The 21,625-nt window shown below is 70.6% G+C and carries 20 protein-coding genes; 9 read left to right on the forward strand and 11 right to left on the reverse strand.

Annotation, left to right across the window (positions count from 1 at the left end; genetic code table 11):
- The first annotated feature begins 11 nt into the window (after positions 1–11).
- Positions 12–2,144, forward strand: coding sequence for a beta-propeller domain-containing protein (locus ACZ6SA_RS09545; protein ID WP_465827404.1), 2,133 nt, complete (start codon positions 12–14; stop codon positions 2,142–2,144).
- A 4-nt stretch (positions 2,145–2,148) separates the two neighbouring features.
- On the opposite strand, the gene ACZ6SA_RS09550 is transcribed toward ACZ6SA_RS09545, so the two are convergent.
- Positions 2,149–3,882, reverse strand: coding sequence for a glycerol-3-phosphate dehydrogenase/oxidase (locus tag ACZ6SA_RS09550; RefSeq protein WP_347646525.1), 1,734 nt, complete (start codon positions 3,880–3,882; stop codon positions 2,149–2,151).
- Positions 3,883–3,959: 77 nt separating this feature from the next.
- Complete coding sequence (locus ACZ6SA_RS09555; RefSeq protein WP_347646524.1) at positions 3,960–4,730, reverse strand: DeoR/GlpR family DNA-binding transcription regulator; 771 nt, start codon at positions 4,728–4,730, stop codon at positions 3,960–3,962.
- Between the two features lie 129 nt (positions 4,731–4,859).
- On the opposite strand from ACZ6SA_RS09555, the gene ACZ6SA_RS09560 reads away from it, so the two are divergent.
- From ACZ6SA_RS09560 to ACZ6SA_RS09575, 4 genes are read left to right on the forward strand one after another with little or no spacing between them, the layout of a single operon-like run.
- Positions 4,860–5,738 carry an SIS domain-containing protein gene (locus ACZ6SA_RS09560; RefSeq protein WP_465827407.1) on the forward strand — a complete coding sequence of 293 codons (879 nt, stop codon included), beginning with the start codon at positions 4,860–4,862 and terminating at the stop codon, positions 5,736–5,738.
- On the forward strand, positions 5,735–6,871 hold the full coding sequence (gene nagA, locus ACZ6SA_RS09565; protein WP_347646522.1) for an N-acetylglucosamine-6-phosphate deacetylase: 1,137 nt from the start codon (positions 5,735–5,737) through the stop codon (positions 6,869–6,871). The genes ACZ6SA_RS09560 and nagA overlap by 4 nt, the downstream gene beginning before the upstream one ends.
- Positions 6,868–7,797: a 1-phosphofructokinase family hexose kinase gene (locus ACZ6SA_RS09570; protein WP_443153120.1), complete on the forward strand. Its 930-nt coding sequence runs from the start codon at positions 6,868–6,870 to the stop codon at positions 7,795–7,797. The genes nagA and ACZ6SA_RS09570 overlap by 4 nt, the downstream gene beginning before the upstream one ends.
- Before the next feature lie 13 nt (positions 7,798–7,810).
- Positions 7,811–8,635, forward strand: coding sequence for a class II fructose-bisphosphate aldolase (locus ACZ6SA_RS09575; protein WP_347646520.1), 825 nt, complete (start codon positions 7,811–7,813; stop codon positions 8,633–8,635).
- A gap of 7 nt (positions 8,636–8,642) precedes the next feature.
- Here ACZ6SA_RS09575 and ACZ6SA_RS09580 read toward each other — a convergent pair whose 3' ends face one another.
- A complete protein-coding gene (locus tag ACZ6SA_RS09580) occupies positions 8,643–9,428 on the reverse strand; it encodes a phosphotransferase family protein (protein WP_465827410.1) in 786 nt (261 codons plus the stop codon).
- 9 nt (positions 9,429–9,437) lie between these two features.
- Positions 9,438–10,010, reverse strand: coding sequence for a TetR/AcrR family transcriptional regulator (locus tag ACZ6SA_RS09585; RefSeq protein ID WP_347646518.1), 573 nt, complete (start codon positions 10,008–10,010; stop codon positions 9,438–9,440).
- A 69-nt stretch (positions 10,011–10,079) separates the two neighbouring features.
- On the opposite strand from ACZ6SA_RS09585, the gene ACZ6SA_RS09590 reads away from it, so the two are divergent.
- Entirely contained in the window at positions 10,080–10,646 is a 567-nt protein-coding gene (locus tag ACZ6SA_RS09590; protein WP_347646517.1) for a dihydrofolate reductase family protein, read from the forward strand.
- A gap of 23 nt (positions 10,647–10,669) precedes the next feature.
- Here the strand turns inward: ACZ6SA_RS09590 and ACZ6SA_RS09595 are convergent, their stop codons facing one another.
- The 4 genes from ACZ6SA_RS09595 to guaB all read right to left on the reverse strand — a co-directional run bounded on the left by ACZ6SA_RS09595 (position 10,670) and on the right by guaB (position 14,806).
- Positions 10,670–11,884, reverse strand: a complete 1,215-nt coding sequence (locus ACZ6SA_RS09595) for an RNA polymerase sigma factor (protein ID WP_347646516.1) — start codon at positions 11,882–11,884, stop codon at positions 10,670–10,672.
- A complete protein-coding gene (locus ACZ6SA_RS09600) occupies positions 11,881–12,135 on the reverse strand; it encodes a hypothetical protein (RefSeq protein WP_347646515.1) in 255 nt (84 codons plus the stop codon). The genes ACZ6SA_RS09595 and ACZ6SA_RS09600 overlap by 4 nt, the downstream gene beginning before the upstream one ends.
- Before the next feature lie 63 nt (positions 12,136–12,198).
- Positions 12,199–13,308, reverse strand: coding sequence for a GuaB3 family IMP dehydrogenase-related protein (locus ACZ6SA_RS09605; protein ID WP_443153148.1), 1,110 nt, complete (start codon positions 13,306–13,308; stop codon positions 12,199–12,201).
- A 16-nt stretch (positions 13,309–13,324) separates the two neighbouring features.
- A complete protein-coding gene (gene guaB / locus ACZ6SA_RS09610) occupies positions 13,325–14,806 on the reverse strand; it encodes an IMP dehydrogenase (protein WP_347646513.1) in 1,482 nt (493 codons plus the stop codon).
- A gap of 474 nt (positions 14,807–15,280) precedes the next feature.
- Between guaB and ACZ6SA_RS09615 the strand changes: the two genes are divergently transcribed.
- Both ACZ6SA_RS09615 and ACZ6SA_RS09620 read left to right on the forward strand, forming a co-directional pair.
- A complete protein-coding gene (locus tag ACZ6SA_RS09615) occupies positions 15,281–16,291 on the forward strand; it encodes a helix-turn-helix transcriptional regulator (protein WP_465827414.1) in 1,011 nt (336 codons plus the stop codon).
- A 39-nt stretch (positions 16,292–16,330) separates the two neighbouring features.
- Positions 16,331–16,708: a DUF5319 domain-containing protein gene (locus ACZ6SA_RS09620; protein WP_090930411.1), complete on the forward strand. Its 378-nt coding sequence runs from the start codon at positions 16,331–16,333 to the stop codon at positions 16,706–16,708.
- Between the two features lie 109 nt (positions 16,709–16,817).
- Here ACZ6SA_RS09620 and ACZ6SA_RS09625 read toward each other — a convergent pair whose 3' ends face one another.
- The 3 genes from ACZ6SA_RS09625 to groES all read right to left on the reverse strand — a co-directional run bounded on the left by ACZ6SA_RS09625 (position 16,818) and on the right by groES (position 20,000).
- The gene (locus ACZ6SA_RS09625) at positions 16,818–17,453 is read right to left on the reverse strand and encodes a sigma-70 family RNA polymerase sigma factor (RefSeq protein ID WP_132334441.1); all 636 of its coding nucleotides are present in this window, start codon (positions 17,451–17,453) and stop codon (positions 16,818–16,820) included.
- 544 nt (positions 17,454–17,997) lie between these two features.
- Positions 17,998–19,617, reverse strand: a complete 1,620-nt coding sequence (gene groL, locus ACZ6SA_RS09630) for a chaperonin GroEL (RefSeq protein ID WP_347646511.1) — start codon at positions 19,615–19,617, stop codon at positions 17,998–18,000.
- A gap of 71 nt (positions 19,618–19,688) precedes the next feature.
- A complete protein-coding gene (gene groES, locus ACZ6SA_RS09635; protein ID WP_043623565.1) occupies positions 19,689–20,000 on the reverse strand; it encodes a co-chaperone GroES in 312 nt (103 codons plus the stop codon).
- Positions 20,001–20,402: 402 nt separating this feature from the next.
- Between groES and ACZ6SA_RS09640 the strand changes: the two genes are divergently transcribed.
- Positions 20,403–21,581 (forward strand): class I SAM-dependent methyltransferase, encoded by a 1,179-nt coding sequence (locus ACZ6SA_RS09640; protein WP_465827416.1) that lies wholly within the window; start codon positions 20,403–20,405, stop codon positions 21,579–21,581.
- Positions 21,582–21,625 lie beyond the last annotated feature (44 nt).

Consider the following 21,625-nt stretch of genomic DNA (forward strand, 5'->3'; position numbering starts at 1 on the left):
TGATGGAGGGCATGAAGACGCTGATCCGTACGGTCGTGACCGCCACGGCGCTGGCGACGGCGGCAGCCGCCTGCGCCTCCGCGCCGGAAGGGGCGCCGCCGAGCAGGACGGGCCTGGGCGCCGTCCGCCTGGTGGCCTACACCGGATGCGACGACCTGCTCGCGGGCCTGCGCGAGCAGGCCGCCAGGAACGTCGGCCCGTACGGCTTCGGCAACGTCATGCCCATGACCGCCAGGGCGGAGGCGAGAGCCGACACCGGAGCCGACACCGGGGCCGACACTTCCGAGCACTCCACGACCAACGTGCACGAGGCGGGGGTGGACGAGCCCGACCTGGTCAAGACGGACGGCGACCGGCTCGTCACGGTCACGGACGGCACCCTGCGGATCATCGACACCGCCACGAGGAAGGTCACCGAGTCCCTCGACCTGACCGGCGGCGACGGGCCCGGCGCCCCCGCCGACCTGCTGATCTCCGGGGACCGCGCGCTGGTCATGATGCGCGGCGGCGGCGCCGTGCACCGATCCTTCGGGCCGCCGCGCGACACGCGGTACGTGCTGGTCGACCTGGCCGGCGAGCCCGAGGTGCTGAGCACGGTCGAGCCGCAGGGCACGTACGTCGACGCCAGGATGGTCGGTTCGACGGTCAGGCTCGTCACCCGCAGCCAGCCGGACATCACGTTCCCGCAGGTCAGACGGGGGGACATCCCGGAGGCCGAGCGCGTCAAGCAGAACCAGGAGGCCGTGCGCAAGGCGCCGGCCGAGGCCTGGCTGCCCAAGATCAAGATCACGGACGCTTCGGGGACGGCCAAGGAGAGCACCGTCGCGTGCGACCGGGTCAGCCACCCCGCCGACTACACCGGCACCTCGATGTTGACCGTGCACACCATCGACCTGGCCCGGGGCGTCGCCGGCACCGACCCGATCGCCCTGGCGGCCGACGGCGACATCGTGTACGGCACGGGCGGCAGCCTCTACGTGGCCAGCAACCCGCTCTGGTGGGGCATGCCGTTCCGCCCGCTGCCGGTCGCCCCCACCACCTCGCGGAGCGCCCCCGCCTCGCCCGCTCCCACCAGCTCGCCGGGCTCCTCCACCCCCTCTTCTGACCCCGCCGCCCCTGACCCCGCCACCCCGCCTGGCCGCACGACCTCGCCGGACGCCTCCGCCACCTCGCGCGGCGTGGCCCCGGCCGAGGAGCCCACCCCCAGCGAACCCGCCGTGACGGGATCCGTGGTCGAAGTCCCGCCGACCACGATGACGGTCACGGCGACGTCGCCTCCCGTGCCCCGGCCGACGCCCACGCTCCCGCCCGAGGAGACGCAGATCCACCGGTTCGACGTCTCGAAGCCGGGCCCGCCCGCCTACGTGGCGTCGGGGAAGGTTGCGGGACGCCTGCTGAACCAGTACTCGCTGTCGGAGCACGAAGGCCATCTCCGCGTCGCCACCACGCTCAACTCCGGGGACGGCCAGAGCAGTTCGAGCACCGTCCACGTCCTCGACGCCTCCACCATGGAGAAGAGGGGCGAGGTCGGCGGCCTCGGCAAGGGCGAGCGCATCTACTCGGTCCGGTTCATCGGCCCCGTCGGCTACGCCGTCACGTTCAGGCAGGTCGATCCCCTCTACACGCTCGACCTGCGCGACCCGGCGGCGCCCAAGGTGACCGGCGAGCTGAAGATCACCGGCTACTCCGCCTACCTGCACCCGGCCGGCGACGGCCGGCTGATCGGCATCGGCCAGGAGGCGAACGAGGAGGGCAGGACGCAGGGCACGCAGGTGTCGTTGTTCGACGTCAGCGACCCCGCCTCACCGCGCAGGTTGTCGCAGTTGTTCCAGAAGGACTCCGGCTCCGAGGCCGAGTGGGATCCGCACGCCTTCCTCTACTGGCCCAGGACCGGCCTGGCGGTGATCCCGCTGAGGAGCGAAGGGGAGTCGGGCGCGCTCGCGCTGAAGATCGACGACTCGGGCGTGTCGAAACTCGGCATGATCAGGCATCCGGCGCAGCGCGAGGAGAACGAGCGCGGCTTCCAGCCCGGCATCCAGCGCTCGGTGGTCATCGGCGACTCCCTGTGGACGGTCTCCCCGCAGGGCGTGCAGGTCAACGACGCCACCACGCTCGCCGAGCAGGCGTGGATCCCGACGGGCTGACCGGCTAGGACTCGGGCGCGACCACGGGGACGATCTCCGGCGCGCCCAGCCTGATCGCGTCGGCCTCCTGGTCGGAGTCCTGTTCCTGGGAGCGGCGCTCGGCCTCCACGCGTTTGGTGAAATATCCCACCTCCCGCTTGACCTGCTCGCCGTCCCAGCCGAGCGGCTCGGCGAGCAGTTCGGCCGACTCCTGCGCCACGGCCACGCCGCGGTGGAAGGTCTCGATGGAGATGCGCGTACGCCGGGTCAGCACGTCGTTGAGATGCCGGGCGCCCTCGTGCGTGGCGGCGTAGACGATCTCGGCGCGCAGGTAGTCGTCGGCCCCGCTCAGCGGCCTGCCCAGCGACGGGTCACGCTCGATCAGCTCCAGCACCTCGTCGATCAGCGAGCCGTAGCGCTGCAGCAGGTGCTCGATCCTGGCCACGTGCAGCCCGGAGGTGTGGGCGATGCGGTGCCGCGAGTTCCACAGCGCCTGGTAGCCCTCCGCGCCGGCCAGCGGGATGCGGTCGGTGCACGACTGGGGCACCCGCTGGTCGAGGCCGTGCGCCACGGCGTCGACCGCGTCCCGCGCCATGACCCGGTAGGTGGTGTATTTTCCGCCGGCGGTCATCACCAGGCCCGGCACCGGATGGGCGACCACGTGCTCCCTGGACAGCTTGGACGTCTCGTCCGACTCGCCCGACAGCAGCGGGCGCAGCCCCGCGTAGACGCCTTCGACGTCGTCGCGGCTCAGGGGCACGGAGAGCACGGCGTTGACGTGGTCGAGCAGGTAGTCGATGTCGGCCCTGGAGGCGGCCGGGTGGCCCTTGTCGAGCGTCCACTCCGTGTCGGTGGTGCCGATGATCCAGTGCCGTCCCCAGGGGATCACGAAGAGCACGGACTTCTCCGTACGCAGGATGATCCCGGTCAGCGACTGGATCCGGTCGCGCGGCACCACGAGGTGGATGCCCTTGGAGGCGCGTACGTGGATCTGGCCCCGGCCGCCGACCAGTTCCTGGATGTCGTCGGTCCAGACCCCGGTGGCGTTGACGACCTGCTGGGCGCGGATCTCGAACTCCTCGCCGCTCTCCAGGTCGCGCACGCGTACGCCGGTGACCCGCTCCCCCTCCCGCAGGAACCCCACCACCTGCGCCCTGGGCGCGATGTGGGCGCCGTAGGTGGCCGCGGTGCGCAGCATGGTCATCACGTATCGGGCGTCGTCGACCTGCGCGTCCCAGTACTGGATGGCGCCCGTGAACGCGCTCTTCTTCAGCGCGGGCGCCAGTCGCCGCGCCCGCGACCTGGACAGGTGCCGGTGGCCGGGCACGCCGCGGGCGAGCCCCGAGGCGAAGCCGAGCGTGTCGTAGAGGGCCACGCCGGCGCCGACGTAGGCCCGTTCCCAGGCGTAGTGGGTCAGCGGGAAGAGGAACGGCACCGGCCTGACGAGGTGCGGCGCGATGTGCTGCAGCAGCAGCGCCCGCTCCTGGAGGGCCTCGCGCACCAGCTCGAAGTTGAGCTGCTCCAGGTAGCGCAGGCCTCCGTGGATGAGCTTGGAGGAGCGCGACGAGGTGCCCGAGGCGAAGTCACGGGCCTCGACCAGCCCCACGTCGAGCCCGCGGGTGGCGGCGTCGAGAGCCACCCCCGCTCCCACGATGCCCCCGCCGACCACGACCACGTCGAGCTCTCGCGCGGCCATGCTCTCCAGCGCCTCGGCGCGCTCGGCAGGCCCGAGACGGGCCACAGTCCTTCCCGACGCCATATTTCCCCCTGGGATGGCTTTGTCGCCTGTGTCCCGTTCCTACCCTCACCGACATCATCCTGTAACGCCTGAGCGGGTCAGGCGCGTACGACCTTTACCCCCGCCTCTGTCAGCTCACCGGCCAGATCGTCGGAGAGCTGGGCGTCGGTGACGAGTGTGTCGATCTGTGCGATCGGGCAGATGCGGGAGAACGCCCGCTTGCCCACCTTGGAGGAGTCGGCCACCACGACGACCTGCCCGGCGCGGCTGATCAGCAGGTTGTTGACGCTCGCCTCGCCCTCGTGGTGCGCCGACGCGCCCAGCCCGATGTCCAGCGCGTCGACCCCGAGGAACGCCACGTCCAGCGTCACCTGCTCCAGCACCCCGGTCGCCAGCGGCCCGATGAGCTCGTACGACTGCTGCCTGGCCACACCCCCGGTCACCACGATCTTGACGTGCTGGCGGACGGTGAGCTCGGCGGCGATGTTGAGCGCGTTGGTGACGATGGTGAAGCCGCTCTCCAGCGCGGGCGCCGTGGCGAGCGTGCGGGCCAGCTCGGAGGTGGTGGTGCCGCCGTTGAGCCCCACCACGCCGCCCGGCGTCACGAACTCCGCCGCGGCGGCCGCGATGCGCTGCTTCTCGTCGGCGTGCCGGGCGGTCTTGTAGCGCAGCGGCAGATCGTAGCTCACGCTCTGGGCCACCGCGCCGCCCCGGGTGCGCATGAGCATCTGCTGCTGGGCGAGCTGGTCGAAGTCCCGCCGGATGGTCGCGGTGGAGACGTCGAGGGCCTGCGACGCCTCCTCCACCGACAGCCTGCCCTCCTGGGAGAGCAGTTCGAGGATGGCGTTCCAGCGGTCGTAGCGGGACACGGGGCCTCCCTGATGGACGAGGTCAGGAGCAAGCGTCGCACACCCTGGAGAGCCGGAGCCACCAGTGTCCGTTTATGCTCTTACCTGGTATAAAAAACGCAGAAATAATCAATCATGGGGAGGCACGTGGTGACCAGCCATACCGAGGCCGAGATCGCGTCCCAGCCGTCCTGCTGGCGCCGCGCCGTCGCGAACGTTCCCGCCGACGCGCTGCCGCGCCACGGGGAGCGGGTGGCCGTCGTCGGCTGCGGCACGTCATGGTTCATCGCGATGGCGTACGCGGCGCTGCGGGAGCGGGCCGGGCACGGCGAGACCGACGCCTTCGCCGCCTCCGAGGCGCCCTCCGGCCGCTCGTACGACCGCGTGCTCGCGCTGACCCGCTCTGGCACCACCACCGAGGTGCTGGAGCTGCTCGCCCGCACCAGCCCCGCCACGAAGACCACGGCCATCACCGCCGACCCGGAAACGCCGATCATGCGGGCCGCCGGCGAGGTCGTCGTGCTCGACTACGCCGACGAGCGCTCGGTCGTGCAGACCAGGTTCGCCACCACGCAGCTGGCCCTGCTGCGGGCCAGCCTCGGCGAGGACCTCACCCAGGCGATCGAGGACGCCGGGCAGGCCGTGGCCGCGCCGCTCCCCGACGAGCTGGTCAAGGCCGAGCAGTTCAGCTTCCTCGGCGCCGGCTGGACGGTCGGGCTGGCCCAGGAGGCCGCGCTGAAGATGCGCGAAGCGTCCCGCTCGTGGACGGAGGCGTACCCGGCGATGGAATATCGGCACGGCCCGATCAGCATCGCCGGCCCCGGGCGCGTCACCTGGATGCTCGGCACCGCGCCCGCCGGCCTGCGCGAGCAGGTCGAGCGGGCGGGCGGCACGTTCTTCGAGAGCGGGCTCGACCCCATGGCCGAGCTGATCCGCGCCCAGCGGGTGGCCGTCGCGCGCGCGTTCGCCCAGCAGCTGAACCCCGACGAACCCATGCACCTCACGCGATCTGTGATTCTGTCTCCATGAGCCTTACTCTTGCCGACGCCAGGATCGTGACACCCGCGGGAGTTCACGAGGGGTGGCTGACCATCGAAGACGGCCGCATCACGCATGTCGGCCACGGATCCGCCCCCGGTCCCGGCCTGAGCGTGGGCGGGAAGCACGTCGTGCCCGGATTCGTCGACATCCACAACCACGGCGGCGCGGGCGGCTCCTTCCCGGCCGGCGAGCTCGACCGGGCCCGTGACGCCGTGGCGCTGCACCGGCGCCACGGCACCACCACCACGATGGCCAGCCTGGTCACCGAGACCCCGGACAACCTGCTCAGGGCGGCGTCGGCGCTGGCCGAGCTCTGCGACGAGGGGCTGCTGGCCGGCATCCACTTCGAGGGCCCCTACATCTCCAGGGCCCGCTGCGGCGCGCACGACCCCGCGCTGCTGCGCGAGCCCTCGCCGCAGGAGTTCGCCGAGCTGGTCAAGGCCGGGCGCGGCCATGTGCGCATGGTCACCATCGCGCCCGAGCTGCCCGGCGCGCTCGACACGATCCGGCTGGCCGTCTCCGAGGGCGTGATCGCCGCCGTGGGCCACAGCGACGCCGGCTACGACCAGGCCATCGCCGGCATCGAGGCCGGCGCGAGCGTGGCCACCCACCTCTACAACGCGATGCCGCCGCTCGGGCACCGCGCCCCCGGGCCGATCGCCGCGCTGCTCGACGACGAGCGGGTGACGATCGAGCTGATCAACGACGGCGTGCACGTGCATCCAGCCATGCTGCGGCTGGCCTACGAGGTGGCGGGCCCCGGCCGGACCGCGCTGATCACCGACGCGATGTCGGCCACCGGCCTCGGCGACGGCGACTACGTGCTCGGCTCGATGGCGGTGCGCGTGGACGGCGGCGTGGCCAGGCTCGTCGAGGGCGGCTCGATCGCGGGCTCCACGCTGACCATGGACGTCGCGTTCCGGCGCAGCGTGCGGGAGGTGGGCATGTCGCTGCCCGACGCCGTGCAGGTGGCCTCGCTGACGCCCGCGCGGGTGCTCGGCCTGGCCGACCGGATCGGCTCGATCGCCGTCGGCAAGGCCGCCGACCTGGTGGTGATGTCCGACGCGCTGGAGGTGAGCGGGGTGATGAAGGACGGCGTCTGGGTGACGGAGCCCGGATGATCCTCACCGTGACGCTCAACCTCGCGCTCGACGTGACCTACCGGCTCCCCGAGGTCGACTGGGACGGCGTCAACCGGGTCGGCGCGGTGCACCGGCGGGCCGGCGGCAAGGGTGTCAACGTGGCCCGCGTGCTGGCGACGCTGGGCCACGAGGTGCTGGTCACCGGCCTGGCGGGCGGGCCGACGGGGCAGGCGATCGAAGGCGATCTGCGCGCGGCCGGGCTGCCGAGCGCCCTGACCCCCATCGCCGCCGACTCCCGCACCACCCTGGCCGTCACGGAGGCACCCGCCGGTGCGGGCGAGGCCGGGACACAACGTACGGCGCTGTTCAACGAGCCCGGGCCCGAGGTGACCCCCGGCGAGCTGGAGAGCTTCGTGCGGCGCTACGAGCCGCTCGTGGCCGCCGCCGACGCGGTCGTCCTGTCGGGGAGCCTGCCGCGCGGCGTGCCCCTCGACACGTACGCCGCCCTCGCCGCGATCGCGGCCGGCAAGGGCGTGCCCGCGATCGTCGACGCCGACGGCGAGCCGCTGCGCCACGCGCCCGAGGGCCGCCCTTCCGTCGTCAAGCCCAACGCGGAGGAGCTGGCCAGGGCGGTGCCCGGCGGCGACCCCGCCGAGAGCGCCCAGGCGCTGCGCGAGCGGGGGGCCGAGGCCGTGGTGGTGTCCATGGGCGCGGGCGGGCTGCTGGCGGTCACCGGGGAGGGAACGTTCAGGGCTCGCATGCCGTACACCGTGGGGGGAAATCCGACCGGGGCGGGCGACTCGCTGGTCGCCGGGCTGGCGCTGGGGCTGGTGGAGCGGGCGCCGTGGCCGGACAGGCTGAGGCGGGCCGCGGCACTGGGCGCGGCGGCCGTGGCCGCGCCCGTGGCCGGCGACTTCGACCCCGACGTGTACGCCGACATCCAACCGAAGATCATCATCACGTAAAGGAGCACGTGCCATGCCCCTCGCCGCCATCGGCGACATCGTCAGCCAGTCGCCCGCAGGGGTGGGCGCGTTCAACGTGATCCAGCTCGAACACGCCACCGCCATCGTGGCCGGCGCGCAGGCGCTGGGATTGCCGGTCGTGTTGCAGATCAGCGAGAACTGCGTGCGCTACCACGGCGCGCTGGAGCCCGTCGCGCTGGCCGCGCTCGCGGTCGCCCGCCGGGCCGAGGTGCCGGTCGCGGTCCACCTGGACCACGCCACCGACAGGGCGCTCGTGGAGGAGGCGGTGGAGCTCGGCCTGGGCTCGGTGATGTACGACGCCTCGGCCCTGCCCGACGAGGAGAACGTCGCCGCCACGGCCGAGGTGGCCGCCTGGTGCCATGAGCGCGGCGTGTGGGTGGAGGCCGAGCTGGGCGAGGTCGGGGGCAAGGACGGCGTGCACGCGCCGGGCGCCCGCACCAAACCCCATGAGGCCGTCGACTACGTGGCGAGGACGGGCGTCGACGCGCTGGCCGTCGCGGTGGGCACCTCGCACGCCATGACGTCCAAGGACGCGGTGCTCGACCTGGAGCTCATCGCCGAGCTGCGGGCCGCGGTACCGGTGCCGCTCGTGCTGCACGGCTCGTCGGGGGTGCCTGACGACGTGCTGCGCGAGGCCGTCGGGAAGGGCATGAAGAAGATCAACATAGCGACCCACCTGAACAAGGCGTTCACCGGCGCCGTCCGCGACTATCTGGCCCACGACGAGCGGGTCGTCGACTCCAGGAAATATCTCAAGGCCGGGCGCGACGCGGTGTCCAGGGAGGTCACGCACCTGCTGGGCGTGCTCACGGGCTGAGGCGCGCTCACGCTCCCAGCCGCGCCAGCACCCGCTCGGCCTGCCGCTCGAAGGTGCCGGGCGGGTTGCGCGGCGAGTCGGGGGAGTCGCGGGACAGCAGGAACAACCACATGAGGGCGTGCAGCCTGCGATGCTCGCGGGTCCGCCGCTCCTCCTGCGGGCTCAGGCCGAACGCGGACGCGATCTCCACCTCGCCGTCCACCCACATCGACACGTGCTCGGCCACCTCCGCCACCTCGTACGCCACGTCGCTGCGCCCGGAGTCCTCGAAGTCGACCAGGCGGACGCGGGAACCGTCCCACAGGAAGTTGGCCAGGTTGCCGTCTCCCGCGCCGAACGCGGGCGTGACCCCCGACTCGCCCGGCGACCAGCTCTCCAGCCACCGCGATCCCTCGTCGACGGCCTTGCCGTCCAGCGGTCCCCTGGGCTGCCAGGCCGCGGCGCGTCGCCTGATCCAGTCGGCGACCGCCGTGTTCGACCACGGGCGCACGGGAACGTCCCGCAGGACTCCGTACGGGATGGCGGCGTGCAGCCGGGCGCGCGCCTCGGCCATGGCGGCGACGTGCTCGGCCCGCACCTCGATCCCGCGCATCGGCAGCCCGTCGATCCTGGTCATCGTGACCGAGCGGCCGTCGAAGGCCACGGGCTCGGGGGCCAGCCCCGGAGCGTGCTCGGCCAGGAGGGTCAGCGCCCGCCATTCGCGCTCGGCCGCGCCTGGCTTGCCGTCCACGTACCGCTTGGTGATGAGATCGCCTTCTTGGACGAGCTCGTGCGTGTGCCGATGATCAGCCATCCCCGCATGCTAGGGGAGCAGCCGTTCGACGGCGGCGCTCACGAGCGCGTGCACCTCCCCCTCGCCGAACACGTCCGGCAGCGTCAGCCGCTCGACGATCAGCCAGTTGAGGGCCAGGTAGAGCAGCACCACGGTGGTGTCGTCGCCGGGCAGGCCCGCCTCGCGGTGATGGCGCACGTTGGCCTCGACGTCGGCGCGGATCCGCTCGGTCAGCACCTCGCGCAGGCGGGGCCGCCTGGTCGCCTCCAGCCGTAGCTCCAGCAGCGCCAGATAGCCCGACCTGAACGCCGAGATGCGGTCGACGAGCTCGTGCATGAGCGCGGTCACCCGGCCGCGGTCGCGCGGCCCGTCGAGGCTCGCCGCGATGGTCGCGGCGTCGGGCTGCAGCCGCTCGTAGATCCGGCCGCCCGCCTGGGTCAGCAGGTCGTCGCGGCTGGCGAAGTAGTTGGACGCGGTGCCGGTCGGCACGGCGGCCTGGGCGTCCACCGCCCTGAACGTCAGCCCGCGGGCCCCTTCCTCGGCCAGCACCTCGATCGCGGCATCGACCAGTGCCGCCCGCCGGGCGACGTTCTGCCTGACCATTTTGACATCACTCCATTTGTAGTACTATGTTTGAAGCACTTCAGACATAGTACTTTAAAAGGAGTAGTTTTGCGCAAGCTCACGTATTACGTCGCGACCTCCATCGACGGCTACATCGCAGGGCCCAACGGCGAATACGACTTCTACCCGGTGGCCGACGACCTGGCGACCTGGATCAACACGCGCATGCCGGAGACGGTGCCCACCCAGCTCCGGGCCCAGGCCGGCATCGACGCCCCCAACCAGCGGTTCGACACCGTGATCATGGGCAGAGGCACGTACGAACTCGGCCTGCCGGCGGGCGTGACCAGCCCCTACGCCCACATGAAGCAGTACGTCATCTCCAGCACCATCAAGAGCGTCGACGAGCCGGCCGTCGAGCTGGTGGCGGACGACCCGCTCGGCCTGGTGCGGCGGCTGAAGCAGGAGGACGGGCTCGACATCTGGCTGTGCGGCGGCGGCAACGTGGCCGCACAACTCCTGCCCGAGATCGACGAGCTGATCGTCAAGTGTTACCCGGTGGTGGCGGGAGCGGGCATCCCCGCCTTCCACGGCGGGTTCCGGCCGACGACGTTCACCCTGACCGGCGCCGAGACGTTCAGCAGCGGCATTCTCCTGACGACCTACACCCGCTGACGCACGCCGGGCGGTCTCGCGGATCACCCGCGGAAGGGCCCTCCCGCCCTGCTCCGCAGGAAGTCCCGCTCCACCTCGTTGCCCGCCCGTTCGATCGCCGCCGCGTACGCCTCGGCCGCCTCCCTCTCGCGTCCCAGCCGCCGCAGCAGATCGGCGCGTACGGCATGGAACAGGTGATAGTCGTCCGCCGCCGGCCCGTCCAGCAGTTTCAGCGCCGCCTCCGCACCCTCCACCTCGGCCACGGCGACCGCCCGGTGCACCGCCACGACCGGCCCGGGATCGAAGTCCGTCAGCAGGTCGTAGAGCTGCACGATCTGCCGCCAGTCGGTGTCCTCGGCGGTTCGCGCGTCGCCGTGCACGGCGTTGACGGCAGCCTGGATCTGGTAGGGGCCCGGCCGGTCCCGCTCCAGGCACCACCGCACGATGGCCTGACCCTCGTCGATGAGCGCCCGGTCCCACAACGTCCGGTCCTGCTCGGGCAGGGGCACCAGCTCGCCGGCCTGCCCCGTACGCGCGGCGCGCCGCGACTCGATCAGCAACATCAGCGCCAGCAACCCCATGACCTCGGGCTCCTCCGGCATGAGCCCGGCGAGCAACCGCCCCAGCCTGATGGCCTCCGCGCAGAGATCGTCGCGGACGAGCCGGTCACCCGAGCTGGCCGTGTACCCCTCGTTGAAGATCAGGTAAATCACGGCGAGCACGGCCCGCAACCGCTCGGGCAGGTCGGCCTCGTACGGGACCCGGTAAGGGATGCCCGCGTCCCTGATCTTGCGCTTGGCCCGCACGATCCGCTGCGCCATGGTCGGCTCGGGCACCAGGAACGCGCGGGCTATCTCCGCCGTCGCGAGCCCGCCCAGCAGCCGCAGCGTCAGCGCCACCCGGGCGGCGGGCGCGAGCGCGGGGTGGCAGCAGGTGAAGATCAGCCGCAGCCGGTCGTCCCGCACGGGACCCTGCTCGACCGGCTCGCCGGCGGTGTTCAGCAGCGCGGCCTGCGCGTGCTTGCCGGACCGCGCCGACTCCCTGCGCAGCCGGTCGATGGCCCAGTTGCGCGCGGTGGTGATGATCCACCCGGCCGCGCTCGGCGGCGGCCCCGCGGACGGCCACTGGCGCACCGCCACGGTGAAGGCCTCCTGGACCGCCTCCTCGGCGAGGTCGATGTCGCCGAAGGAGCGGACGAGCACGGCGACGGCCCGGCCGTACTCCTCCCGGAAGACCCGCTCAGCCTCGGAACAGCTCACCTCCGGCCGGAGACCTGCCGCTCCATCTGCTCGACCGCGTTCTTCGCGTTCAGCAGCGACGCCCCGGTGGCCTCACGGTAGATCTTGATCGCCTGGATCGTCTTCCCCTTCCGCAACGCCACGTAGAAGTCGGGCGGCAACTGCGAACCCTGGTCAACGGAGTCGATCAGCGCGGGGTCGATGCCGAGGTGCCGCTGAAGGTAGGCGATCTGCGTCTCCAGCCGGGCAATTCTCTCTTCGAGGGATTCCATGCCCGAAACACTAGCTTCACCGCGGCCGGGCGGGCAGGGCCGCGGTGACGGGACGGTGACTGGTCAGGGATGAGTCGGGGCGACCACGACCTCGACTCGCTGGAACTCCTTGATGTCGGAATAGCCGGTGGAGGCCATGGTGCGCTTGAGCGCGCCCATGAGGTTCATCGAGCCGTCGGCCACGCTCGACGGCCCGTGCAGGATCTGCTCCAGCGTCCCCACCGTCCCGAACTCCACCCGCCGCCCCCTGGGCAGATCGGGGTGGTGCGCCTCGGACCCCCAGTGGAACCCGTGGCCGGGCGCCTCCGCGGCACGGGCCAGCGGCGAACCCACCATCACGGCGTCGGCTCCGCAGGCGATGGCCTTGGCGATGTCGCCCGACGTGCCCATTCCGCCGTCGGCGATCACGTGCACGTAGCGCCCGCCCGACTCGTCCATGTAGTCGCGCCGGGCCGCGGCGACGTCGGAGATCGCGGTGGCCATCGGCACGGCCACCCCGAGCACGTTGCGCGTCGTGTGGGAGGCGCCGCCGCCGAAGCCGACCAGCACCCCCGCCGCGCCGGTGCGCATCAGGTGCAGGGCGGCCGTGTGGGTCGCGCAGCCGCCCACGATGACCGGCACGTCGAGCTCGTAGATGAACTGCTTGAGGTTGAGCGGCTCGGCCCGCCCTGACACGTGCTCGGCGGAGACGGTCGTGCCGCGGATGACGAAGATGTCGACGCCCGCGTCGATCACGGCCTTGTGGTACTGGACCGTGCGCTGCGGCGACAGCCGCACGGCGGTCGTGACCCCGGAGGCACGGATCTCCTCGATCCGCCGGCCGATCAGCTCCTCCTGGATCGGCGCCGCGTAGATCTCCTGCAGCCGCTTGGTCGCCGCCGCCGCGTCGAGCGCCGCGCACTCCTCCACCAGCGGCGAGGGGTCTTCGTAGCGGGTCCAGAGCCCTTCGAGGTCGAGCGGGGCCAGCCCGCCCAGCCGCCCGATCGCGATGGCGGTGGCCGGCGAGACCACGCTGTCCATGGGGGCGACCACCACGGGCAACTCGAACCGGTAGGCGTCGATCTGCCAGGCGATCGAGACCTCCTCCGGGTCACGGGTGCGCCGCGAGGGCACCAGCCCGATCTCGTCAAGCGAGTATGCCCGCCGCCCGGTCTTGCCCCGGCCGATCTCCACCTGCTGAGTCATCAACTTACCTTCTGTGATAGTTCGGAGCTTCCACCGTCATCTGGATGTCGTGGGGGTGGCTCTCCTTGAGACCTGCCGCCGTGATCGGCATGAGCTCGCAGTCGGTGTGCATCTGCGAGATCGTGCGGCAGCCGGCGTACCACATGCCCTGGCGCAGCCCGCCGATGAGCTGGTGGGCGACGGCCGCCACCGGTCCGCGATAGGGCACCTGACCCTCGATGCCCTCGGGGATGTATTTGTCCTCGCCGCCGACGTCGGCCTGGGCGTAGCGGTCTTTGCTGAAGGAGGCGCCGCCGCGCTCGCGGTTGCGTACGGCGCCGAGCGAGCCCATGCCCCGGTAGGACTTGAACTGCTTGCCGTTGATGAAGATCAGCTCGCCGGGCGACTCCTCGCACCCCGCGAGCAGCGAGCCCAGCATGACCGTGTCGGCGCCGGCGGCGATCGCCTTGACGATGTCACCGGAGTATTGCAGGCCACCGTCGCCGATCACCGGCACGCCCGCGGGCGCGCACGCCTTGGAGGCTTCGTGGATGGCGGTCACCTGCGGGGCGCCGACCCCGGCGACCACCCGCGTGGTGCAGATGGAGCCAGGGCCCACGCCCACCTTGACCGCGTCGACACCCGCGTCGACCAGCATCTGCGCGCCCGCCCTGGTCGCGATGTTGCCGCCGATGACCTCGACCTTGCTGTTGGCCTTGATCTTGGCGATCATCTCGGCCAGGCCCTTGGAATGGCCGTGGGCCACGTCGACCACCACCACGTCGACCCCGGCCTCGATCAGCGCCTTGGCCCGCACCTCCGCGTCACCGCCGACGCCGACGGCCGCCCCCACGATGAGCCGGCCGTCGGCGTCTTTGGTGGAGAGAGGGTACTGCTCGCTCTTGGTGAAGTCTTTGACCGTGATCAGGCCGCGCAGCCTGCCCTCCGCGTCGACGAGGGGCAGCTTTTCGATCTTGTTCTTCCTGAGGAGGGCGAAGGCGTCGTCACGCGACACCCCCACCGGCGCGGTGACCAGCGGCATCTTGGTCATGACCTGGTGCACGGGCCGCGACTGGTCGGTCTCGAAGCGCATGTCGCGGTTGGTCACGATGCCGACCAGCGTGCCCGACACGTCGGTGACGGGCACCCCCGAGATCCGGTAGGTCGCGCACAAGCGCTCGACGTCGGCCAGCGTGTCATCGGGGCTGCACGTCACCGGATTGGTGACCATGCCGGCCTCCGAGCGCTTGACCAGATCGACCTGCTGGGCCTGCTCGTCGACCGACAGGTTGCGGTGCAGGATGCCGATGCCGCCCTGCCGCGCCATGGCGACCGCCATCCGGGCCTCGGTCACGGTGTCCATGGCGGCGGAGACCAGCGGGATGGACAGCGTGACCCCGCGGGACAGGCGGGACCTGGTGTCGGCGTCACCTGGTTGGAGATCGGAATAGCCGGGCACCAGCAGCACGTCGTCGAAGGTCAGACCGGTCTCGGTGAACTTGGACATGCTGCGGCCCCTCCTGCCGATGCGCTGATGCAGCCAAGTCTAGGGCCTGCCTCCAAAAGCGCATTCATGGCCTCGGGCCCGGCGCGGGAGAAAGTCTTCCCGGCCTCACGGCTCGGCGCTGGCGCCGGGAGCACGATGACCCCCACGGTCCGTCGTACTCCCGGCATCTCACAGCGCTGGGCGATGAACGGTCGGTGACCCGTCCCATCCCCCAGCCACCGGCATCCAGGCGTGGCGGCGCGTACGCACCACCGAACCCCCCTCCGCGTCCTGATGGGCGGCGCAGCCATGCCTGTTTCGGGATGCCGACGCTAGGTAAAGCCTGGGTCACTCACCGGCACATCGCAAGGTCAAAACGTGCAACTGCACGAAGTTGCACACCTCCCCCGGCCAGTCGGCGGAACGAGCGGACACGGGCGCAATGCGGCGTTATTCTCGCGGCACGCCCGTGTCCCCCCTACGGAGCCGCCCACGATGCGCAACGAGCCCAGAGCCGCGTCTGACCCCTACGAGACGCTGGGCCTCGACCCTGCCCAGAGGGCTCTCTACTCGACGGTGCTGCGCCTGCACAGAGCCACCCGCACCGACCTCGCGCAGGCCATCGACGGCCCCGTCGAGAAGGTCACCAGCCAGCTCGACGACCTGGTCAAGCTGGGCGTGGTGGACGAACGGTCGGGCGAATACCTGGCCCGCCACCCCGCGGCGGCGCTCGGGCAGGTGATCGCCGAGCGGCTCGATCGGCTGGCCGAGGAGAGCCGGATGATCGATTCGGCGCTCGCCTCCATCCGGGGTTTGATCCACGACTACGACGCCGGACGCGACTACCAGAGCGGTCCATTCACGGTGGAGATGTTGAACGGGGCCGACGTCCTGTTCGAAAGCGTGGTCGGCATGGCCGTGCAGTCACCGACGCTGGAATTGCACACAGCAATCCCGGATGAACGAACGATGAGCGATTTTGCTCGTAAATTTGCGGATCCATGGATTGATGCGCAGCATCGAAATCTTCTTGCCGTTCATGTGATCTTGCCGGTTTCCGCACTGACACTCCCAGGCGTACGCGATCTGCTGACCCGCCTGGTCGAAGCCGGCGGCAAGGTGCGCACGCTGGATCGCGTGCCGACCTGGTTCATGGCCGCCGGCGCCGACGTGGCCGGCCTGCCCGCGTTCTGGGGCGGCAACCTGCCCGACCACGCCTACCACTTCTACCTCGTACGCACGCCGATCGTGGTGGGCATGCTCCGCGCGCTCTTCTACGAGTTGTGGGGCCGCGCCACGCCCCTGCCGTGGGGGCGCGGCATCGACGGGATGGCGCAGGTGCTGCGCCTGGCCGCCCAGGGCCTGTGCGACGAGTCGATAGCCCGCCAGCTCGGCATCTCGGTCAGGACGGTACGCGCCAGGTTCGCCGGCGCCATGGCCGAATTGGGCGCCCAATCGCGCTTCCAGGCAGGCGTGGAGGCCGCCAGGCGCGGATGGCTGAGGTAATATCCACCGCTCGGGCCGCATCGGTCATATGGTGGGAAGGTGCTGGAAGACGTCCCCCGCGACCCGTTCGCGGACGACCCTAACGACCCTTCCTCGGCGATGGGCGCCCTAGACGACGCCGAACCACTCACCGCGGCCGAACGCGACGAGGCCATCACCGACCTCGCCGACGTCGAGGTCTTCCGCTCCCTGCTCGAACCGCAGGGAGTGCTGGGCCTCGTGCTCGACTGCCCCGAATGCGGCGAGCAGCACTTCTTCGACTGGGAGCTGCTGCGCGGCAACCTGCGACAGATGATCGAGAAGGGCCAGCCGCAGGTCCACGAGCCGGCCTTCCACCCTGACCCGGCCGACTACGTCAGCTGGGAATACGCCAGAGGCTATGTCGATGGTGTCATCGACACGGAGGAGCGCCGCTGATCCACGTCGTCGAGCAGCACGGCCAGCAACCGTGCGGCCGGATCGCCTGGGTCAGGCATCTCTCCACGACCGAGCGCGTCGAGCAGCGCGTCGGTCTCGTGCTCTGGAGTCAAGCCGACTCCAGCTCGGCCATCTGCCGCAACCTGGCCAGCGCCCGATGCTGGGCGACGCGGACCGCACCCGGTGACATGCCGAGTACATTACCGGTCTCCTCCGCCGAAAGCCCCGACACCACCCGCAGCAGCAACAACTCCCGCTGGTTCTCCGGCAGCCTGGCCAGCAGCCTGCGCGCGTGCTCCACCTCGATGTAGCGGACCACCGTCTCCTCGGGCCCAGGCCCGTCGTCAGGCCCGTCGGGCAGGTCCTGGGTCGGAACGGCCGAGCGCACGGAGCTCCGCAGCGCGTCGGCCACTTTGTGCGAGGCGATCCCGAACACGAAGGAGGCGAACGGCCGCCCCATGTCGCGGTAACGCGGCAGCGCGGACAGGACCGCGATGCACACCTCCTGGGCGACGTCATCGGCAATGTGATATTGCCCAGAAACCCTGCCCAGCCTGGCACGGCAATACCGCACCACCATCGGACGCAACTCGCCGAGCAGAGATTCGATCGCACTGCGATCTCCCTGCACGGCGAGGCTCGTCAGTTCCCTAAGGTCGGAGTCATCCGTCCGTGCCGGAAGTCTCGACGCGAGCCTTACCCCAATTTTGGCGTCGGCGACGCTTCCCTCGCTCACGATAGGCATGATGCCCGCACTGATCCGGCCTGTCGTCATGGCGAACGGCTACGGATTGGTCACATTGAAGCGACGATAACTATCGGTAATCAAATGGGCACACTACGGCGAAACGGCTGGCATAATGTTTCATCCCATAACCGGGAATGCACGACATTTGTCAGACCGCCGACGCATATCACCCTCTCCCGGTTTACTGCATTATTCCACCTTTTCCCCCACTTCTCCCCAGAACCCTGCGCCCACCCGCGCCGCGAGCCCTCACCACCGCCCCCATCCGAACGAGCAAGGGCGAGACCCACCACGGCACGTCCCAGGCGGGCACGACAAGGACACCGCAGGCCCACCGCCTTCCAGGGCCGCCTCTGCCGCCTCCGCGGACAGACCCACGCTCCACCCCGGGACAACCCGCCGTGAACGCCACTGACCGCGTCGACGCGGGGATCGCCCGTGCCCGGAGGGCGTCGTCGCCGGGGCCGGCCAGGAGCTCAGCGAACGCGAACGGCCCGCATCCCCTGGGGATGCGGGCCGTGTCGCGAAACGGGAGAAGCGGTCAGTGGCCGTGGCCGTGACCGTGACCCTGGCCGTCGGCCGGGGCCTCCTCCTCGGGCTTGTCCACCACGAGCGCCTCGGTCGTGAGCAGCATGCCCGCGATCGAAGCGGCGTTCTGCACCGCCGACCGGGTGACCTTGACCGGGTCGATGACGCCCTGCGCGAGCAGGTCGCCGTATTCGCCGGTCGCGGCGTTGAGGCCGTGACCGGCCTCCAGCTCGGCGATCTTGTGGGTGACCACGTAACCCTCGAGACCGGCGTTCTCGGCGATCCAGCGGGCCGGCTCGACCAGCGCGCGGCGCACGATGCCGACGCCGGTGGCCTCGTCGCCGGACAGCTCGAGGTCGTCGAGGCCCTTGGCGACGTGGATCAGCGCGGTGCCGCCGCCGGAGACGATGCCCTCCTCGATCGCGGCGCGCGTCGCGGAGATCGCGTCCTCGAGGCGGTGCTTCTTCTCCTTGAGCTCGACCTCGGTGGCGGCGCCGACACGCAGCACGCACACACCGCCGGCGAGCTTGGCCAGGCGCTCCTGCAGCTTCTCGCGGTCCCAGTCGGAGTCGGACTGCTCGATGGCAATCTTGATCTCCTTGACGCGGTCCTCGATGGCCTGGGCGTCGCCGGCGCCGTCGACGATGGTGGTGTTGTCCTTCGTCACCACGACGCGGCGGGCCTGGCCGAGCACCTCGAGACCGACGTGCTCCAGCTTGAGGCCGATCTCCTCGCTGACGACCTGGCCGCCGGTGAGGATGGCCATGTCCTGCAGCATCGCCTTGCGGCGGTCGCCGAAGCCCGGGGCCTTGACGGCCACGGAGGTGAAGGTGCCGCGGATCTTGTTGGTCACCAGAACGGCCAGGGCCTCGCCCTCGACGTCCTCGGCGACCACGAGCAGCGGCTTCTTCGTCTGGGCGATCTTCTCCAGCAGCGGCAGGAAGTCCGCGATGGAGGCGATCTTGCCCTGGGTGAGCAGGATGTAGGCGTCCTCGAGGACGGACTCCATCCGCTCGGGGTCGGTCACCATGTAGGCCGACAGGTAGCCCTTGTCGAACTGCATGCCCTCGGTGAACTCGAGCTCCATGCCCATGGCGTTGGACTCTTCGACGGTGAGCACGCCGTCCTTGCCCACCTTGTCGAACGCCTCGGCGATCAGGTCGCCGATCTGCGCGTCCTGGGCGGAGATCGTCGCAACGTTGGCGATCTCCTTCTTGTCCTCGACCGGCCGGGCGGTGGCGAGCAGCTTGTCGCTGATCGCCTTGGCGGCCTTGTCGATGCCGCGCTTGAGCGACAGCGGCGAGGCGCCGGCCGCCACGTTGCGCAGGCCCTCGCGGACCATCGCCTGGGCCAGCACCGTCGCGGTGGTGGTGCCGTCACCGGCGATGTCGTTGGTCTTGGTGGCAACTTCCTTGGCGAGCTGGGCGCCGAGGTTTTCGTAGCGCTCGTCCAGCTCGATCTCACGAGCGATGGTCACACCGTCGTTCGTGATCGTCGGCGCACCGAACTTCTTGTCGATGACGACGTTGCGGCCACGCGGGCCAAGGGTCACCTTCACGGCGTCCGCGAGGGCGTTCACGCCACGCTCTAGCGCGCGGCGGGCGTCCTCGTCGAACTCCAGGATCTTCGCCATAGCTGAAAGTCCTCTCCTAGCGTCGAAAGCCCCGGTCGCCCCTTGGAGCGCCCGGGGCTCGACGCACCGGCCTACTTCTCGATGATCGCGAGAACGTCGCGGGCGGAGAGCACGAGGTACTCCTCGCCGCCGTACTTGACCTCGGTGCCGCCGTACTTGCTGTAGAGGACGATGTCGCCCTCGGAGACGTCGAGCGGAATCCGCTTGTCGCCGTCCTCGTCCCAGTTGCCGGGGCCCACCGCGAGGACCTTGCCCTCCTGCGGCTTCTCCTTGGCGGTGTCCGGGATGACCAGGCCGGAAGCGGTGGTCTGCTCGGCCTCAAGCGGCTGAACCACAATGCGGTCGCCGAGCGGCTTAACGGGAACCTTGGTGGCGGTCGTCACGATCGGACCTCCCCTTCAGATTTGAATGATCTAGAAGAGGCGACCAGCTGGGCCTGCCGTCGCGGGTGTCAGACCTGCCTCGTCGCACGTTGGCACTCTCAAGGGGAGAGTGCCAACAGGAAACATATGCAAGAGGGGCTTGACAGTCAACACGAACGCGTCTGCTGAGAGCGATCAGGGTGCTGGCAACAAGGCGCTATCAGCGTAATGGCCGGTCATACAGGGGTTCGTAAAGATCCTCCTGCCGCGAGATTCGCGAGCGCGCGTGTCGCGCCGTCCTGACGACCCGGCATCTTCTGGTACGCGACCGGGCCACCGTTCCACGGTATCCCCCGCGCCCCACCGCTCCGGCCGGATCCCCGCGCCGCGGGTACGTCCCAGGTGCCGCTAACGTCGTGTGACGTGGACCTCGACGCCTTCAACGAGCTGCTGACCCCGCGCGGGCGGCGGGCGCTCGCGCAGGCCGGCGAGCTCGCCGGCGCCGACCCGGTGGCCGCCGCCACGAGGCTGCGCAGGACATATGACGCGGCGCTCACCTCGGCGGCGCTCACCCAGGCGGGGCTCAGGGAGCGCGCCACGGCCAAGTTCGGCGAGGACGCCCGGCTGATGTACTTCACGCCGCACGGCCTGGAGCAGGCCACCCGGACGGAGGTCGCCGGGCACCGCGCCGCCCGCCTGGTGGCCGCCCGCGCCCCGGAGCCGAGAGTCGTGGACGCGTGCTGCGGCATCGGCGGCGACCTGCTGGCGCTGGCCCGCGCGGGCTGCGCCGTGGAGGCCGTCGACGCCGACCCGCTGACCGCCGCCGTGGCCAGGGCCAACGCCGAGGCGCTCGGGCTTGGCGACCGGGTGACGGTGCGCGTGGCCGACGCGGCCGGCGTCGAGCCGGAGCGCTACGACGTGCTCTTCGCCGACCCGGCACGGCGTACGAGCAGGGGCCGCACGTTCGACCCCATGGCCTACTCGCCGCCCTGGCCGGTGGTGCTCGACCTCGTCTCCAGGGCTCGTGCGGCCTGTCTCAAGGTCGCCCCCGGCATCCCCTACACGTTCATCCCCGAAGGGGCGGAGGCCGAGTGGGTGTCCTTCAAGGGCGAGGTGAAGGAGGCGACGCTCTGGACCGGGGCCGGCCGGAAGGCGGACCGCCGGGCCACCCTGCTGCCCGGCGGCCACACCCTCACCGCCACGGGCGTCCGGGCCGCCACGGGCCCGCCGGCCCGGTACGTCTACGAGCCCGACGGCGCCGCCATCCGCGCGCACCTCGTGGGCGAGGTGGCCGAGATCGTCGGCGGCCGCCTGCTCGACCCGATGATCGCGTACATCACGGGCGACGACCCCGTGGACACCCCATGGGCGGCGAGGTACGAGATAGACGACGTACTTTCGTTCTCGCTGAAGAAACTACGCGCCGCACTCCGAGAGCGGAAAATCGGAAATGTCACCATCAAGAAGCGCGCCTCAGCCGTCGACATCGAACGCCTGCGCAGCGATTTGCGACTCAACGGGGACAGAACAGCCGTCGTCATCCTGACCCGCATTCTTGATAAACCATCGGTCATCATCTGCAATCCACCATCACCCCGCTGAGCAGGCATCTCGGGCATTCTTCGGTTTCGAGCGATCTTTCCATT

The sequence above is a fragment of the Nonomuraea sp. NPDC049378 genome, from assembly GCF_055586745.1.